General features: G+C 65.7%; 2 protein-coding genes and 3 pseudogenes. 3 read left to right on the top strand and 2 right to left on the bottom strand.

Annotation, left to right across the window (positions count from 1 at the left end; genetic code table 11):
• Positions 1-142 (top strand): annotated as a pseudogene (locus ACFU0Y_RS14410) (IS110 family transposase); the annotation flags it as partial.
• A gap of 14 nt (positions 143-156) precedes the next feature.
• Here ACFU0Y_RS14410 and ACFU0Y_RS14405 read toward each other — a convergent pair.
• Both ACFU0Y_RS14405 and ACFU0Y_RS14400 read right to left on the bottom strand, forming a co-directional pair.
• A pseudogene (locus ACFU0Y_RS14405) lies at positions 157-765 on the bottom strand (IS30 family transposase); the annotation flags it as partial.
• A 372-nt stretch (positions 766-1,137) separates the two neighbouring features.
• A pseudogene (locus ACFU0Y_RS14400) lies at positions 1,138-1,287 on the bottom strand (helix-turn-helix domain-containing protein); the annotation flags it as partial.
• A gap of 27 nt (positions 1,288-1,314) precedes the next feature.
• On the opposite strand from ACFU0Y_RS14400, the gene ACFU0Y_RS14395 reads away from it, so the two are divergent.
• The gene (locus ACFU0Y_RS14395; protein ID WP_380215212.1) at positions 1,315-1,590 is read left to right on the top strand and encodes an IS3 family transposase; all 276 of its coding nucleotides are present in this window, start codon (positions 1,315-1,317) and stop codon (positions 1,588-1,590) included.
• Positions 1,591-2,733: 1,143 nt separating this feature from the next.
• The coding region (locus tag ACFU0Y_RS14390; protein WP_380215211.1) for a trypsin-like peptidase domain-containing protein at positions 2,734-3,878 on the top strand (1,145 nt) is incomplete at its 3' end.

Genomic DNA, 3,878 nt, shown 5'->3' with positions numbered 1-3,878 from the left:
CCGGAAAAGGGGCGAGGGCAAGTCACACAAACAAGCGCTCATTGCCCTCGCACGTCGCCGTCTCAACGTCATCTGGGCCATGCTCCGCGACCACACCGCATACCGAGAACCGGCCCCGGCCCCAGCGCTCCTGGCTGATTGACAACAGCATTGAGATTCCCAGTGCCCGGGCACGGTGCGATCCTCGGCTTCGGCGGGGCGGTCGGTGATCGGGACCGTCGGCTCCACGATCCGGCTTCTGCGTCGGGCCGGGTCGCGCCGTGGCCTGCGGGCGGCCCGCCGGCAGCGCAGCACCGGCGCCGCCGCACGCGTCAGCCCGGTTCGGTCGGGGGCGTAGATTGCTTGGTAGATCGTCGCCGTACAGACCCGCATCCGGGGATCGGCCGGGAAGTCGGCAACCATCCGGTGACTGATCTGCTCCGGCGACCACTTCTGATCCAGGCCCGTGGCAACGTAGCCGCGCAGCACCGCCAGGACCTGCAGCTTTCCTTGTCCTGGCCGCGGCCGGCGGGCCACGGCCAGACGGTGAGCAGCATAGGGAAGGTACCCGGCGGCGGTGGCGGTATTGCGGGTCGACTCCCGCCCGATCGTCGATGGCGCCCGACTCAGAGCCCGGGCGATGGCCCGTTTCGAGTCTCCGCGAACGTGCAGGTCATGGATCTGCTCCCGCTCTTCGAGGCTGAGATACCGGTCACTGATCGGGCGCTCGAGCCGTTGCAGGCCATCCGGGACCCCTCGCGTGTACGCGGTGTCCGGTGTCTTCACGTTCGCCAGTATTTCGGCCTGCCCGTACCGCACCACCCGACCGTCGGGATAGACCCGGCCGCCGTAGAACTGCCGGATGCCCTTGTCCCAGTCCTGGGCGCGGCGCTTGTCCACACCCACGCAGGCAGCGGCCTGGGCGCGACCGAGGCCTTCGGCGCGCAGTCGCAGGAGCTCCTCACGCTAGGGGGTGACGTCCTTGCCGGTGAAGATGCCGGCTTGATGGGCCCACTTGTAGCAGGTCACGCGCACGAAGCCGAGTTCCCGGGCCACCGCCGAGACGTTCGGATTCAGCGCCAGCCGACGGAAGAACTCCGCCTTGTCCTGGACCGTGTACGTCCGAGCAACCCCGCGGGCGGTGGAGGTCCCCGACTCGTGACGCCACCGGTAACAAGTGTCAGGGCTCAGCCCCAGCTCGGCCGCGACCGCCCGAATCGTGCCACCGCGGTCCAGACGCCGGAATAACTCGGCCCTCTCGGCCGCCTTATACTGCCGACTTCGCTTTCGTGGTGACGAAACACCCATCGTCGCAACTCCTTATCAGTCAGGCTGTTGCGACGACCGGTTGAATCCGCCCAGTACACGGCTTACGACTTCGGCCGGACATTGCGCACCTCGGGCATTCTGGCCTCGATGGGCCGGGCGGGGTCGGCCTCTGATAATGCGATGGCCGAGACGTTCTTCGCCACCCTGAAGACCGAGCTCGTCCACCGCCGCTCCTGGCCGACGAGACATGAGCTGGAGATGGAGGTCTTCTCCTACCTCGAAGGCTCCTACAACCCTCGCCGAGGCCACTCCCGGCTGGGTAACCTTAGCCCCACCGACTAAGAGCAGCAGCTCGTGACACAGAAAGAGGCATCCGCCTGACGGGGTCACTTCACCAAGGCGCGTCTTTCCGGTCACCGACAGCGACTGGTTCGACGCTCCCTGATCGGCGCAGCGACGGCCGGCCACACCGAGAAATTGACGTCTTGATCCCGCTACATCGCCCATGAGGTGCCCGGGCACGGCACACCGCTGGCGAGAACCGAGTCTGACACCATCGATCGCGGTCTCGATGCGGCTTGGAAACCAACAGACCCGAGAGTCAACGGAAGCCGGGGCAGTCCCATCAGACTACGCGTCGCGAACAACGTCACAGCACCCGCTTACCGCACCCCGCACCCACCCGGTGCCCCACAAAGAAGGACCCCGGGAATCTAGTGATTCCCGGGGTCCTTCCCCTGCCCTCTTGACAGAGAGTCTCTACATATCAGGTGCTGACAGAAAAGGGATCGGTGAAAAATCACAGTCACAGAGTCAACTGGGCTGTCAGCTGCCTCTCGTTCATGTCTACAGTTACATCATGGATCATGATTGTTCCAGCCGGCGGACCTCGCGGTGTCCCTAATCGCCTCCAGGGCTGCGCCCACGGAGATGTACGCCCACATCGAGCGTCCGTCGCCAGTGGACGGTGGATTCCTAATGATCGGCGGCCCGCCGACATGGATTGGGGTGCGAGCGTCTGTTGACCTCTTGGATGACCTGAGCCGGCTACCCAGTGAGCGACGCCCTGTTGCGGGGGTCGCTGTGACTCCTTCCCCGCGGTGCGTGAGCCGATGGCCGGTGAGGGTTTGCAGGGCCGTGCAACGCGTCCTCGGGGTCCTGGGTGATGGATATTCCTCAGTACGTCCCGTGACCGGTCGTTTCATCGCCGCCCCTGATTTCGCAAAAGCAACACCACCACCGCGATACGTGCTTTTCTCTTCCCCGATGCGGGTCGCTTCGGGGACTTATTGACGCATCTGGAAGGGGACGCCTGCAATGACGCATTTTCCCACGGACAGGCTCCGCGAGGTCGCGAGGAACTCTATTCGCCTCCCCATTCCCCTGGGCATAGTCGCCGCGATGACTCTGACAGGGGCAGTCGCTCCCGCCCCATCCCCCTCGGACAGGCTCTACAGCAGCACGGAAGGCACCAAGGCCGCGCTCGTGCGGATCGAACTCCGTGCGGTCGCCGAGATCGCCCACGTTGACCACACCACCGGTGAGGTAGAGATCGACCGCGGCCGGTCCACCGTGCCCCTGGGGGCCGCCACCGGTGTGATGACCTCCGCGGACGGTATCGTGGCCACGACCTGGGAGAACCTTGACGTGGACGAGGACGCAGTGGCCGTGTATGCCGGTAACGAGCTCTTCGCCACAGAGATGCGTGTCCCAATCCTCGGAAACGACGGCGATCCGGCCCGCCGGGGCTACACGACGGATTCCTACTGGGCACCGCACCTGCAGCACTGCTACGACCAGGTGACGCACTGCATCCTTTTCCACGTCCCGCAATACCACGTTCGCACCTATACCGCCGAGTCCGGTGGCGTGAATGCCGAACTGCTCAACGCCCCGTCCGATCCCGGAGACGTGGCGCTACTGCGGATCAGCGGCGGTGGTGGAGCGCCTACCGCCCAGCTCGCCGAGTCCGAGGCGGTGCCCGACGCGGAAACTGCGCTCTTCGGCTTCACCGAAAGGCCGACGACCGAGGCCGGCCCTGCGGAGATCCCGTCGTCGGTGGACATGGTGGCCGGCCGCATTGAATCACCGGATGAACTGGCCCCACCGTTGGACGCCGGCGTCTCCGGAGGCCCGGTCGTCGATCGGACGACCGGTCAAATCATCGGTCTTGCAGGGCCTCTCGAGCAGGACGGATCGGCGACGTTCGTGCCGGCCGCGGACATCCAAGCAGCGATGGAGGAGGAGGGCGTAGAGGCGTCGTCATCGAAATTCGATGCCGTGTTCCGTAGGGGTATCGACCACCTCTCGGCCGGTAATCTGGACGGATCAGTAAGCGCTCTCGAAGAGGCACTGACCTACTACGAATCCGCCCATGCTAGAGGTCACCTCGATCAGGCCCGGGCCATGGCGGACGAGCAGGCGATCAATAATCCTGAAGGGGGCACTGCGGACAGGGGCCCGCAGGGTTCACTGCGAGCCGCTTTCCTGCCCGTCCTCGCCGGAATCCTGCTCCTCGCGGGCATCGTCGTCACCATTGTCATGCGTCGCCGGGGCCGCTCCGGGCCAGGCCCCACCGGCGGCAACAGCGCCGCGGCAACCGGAAACCCCCCGCCCCGCTCCGGACCACG

Source organism: Kocuria sp. NPDC057446, from assembly GCF_042802875.1.
GTDB lineage: Bacteria > Actinomycetota > Actinomycetes > Actinomycetales > Micrococcaceae > Kocuria.
The sequence above is the reverse complement of the archived record's forward strand: the minus strand, read 5'-3'. Positions and strand labels throughout refer to the sequence as shown.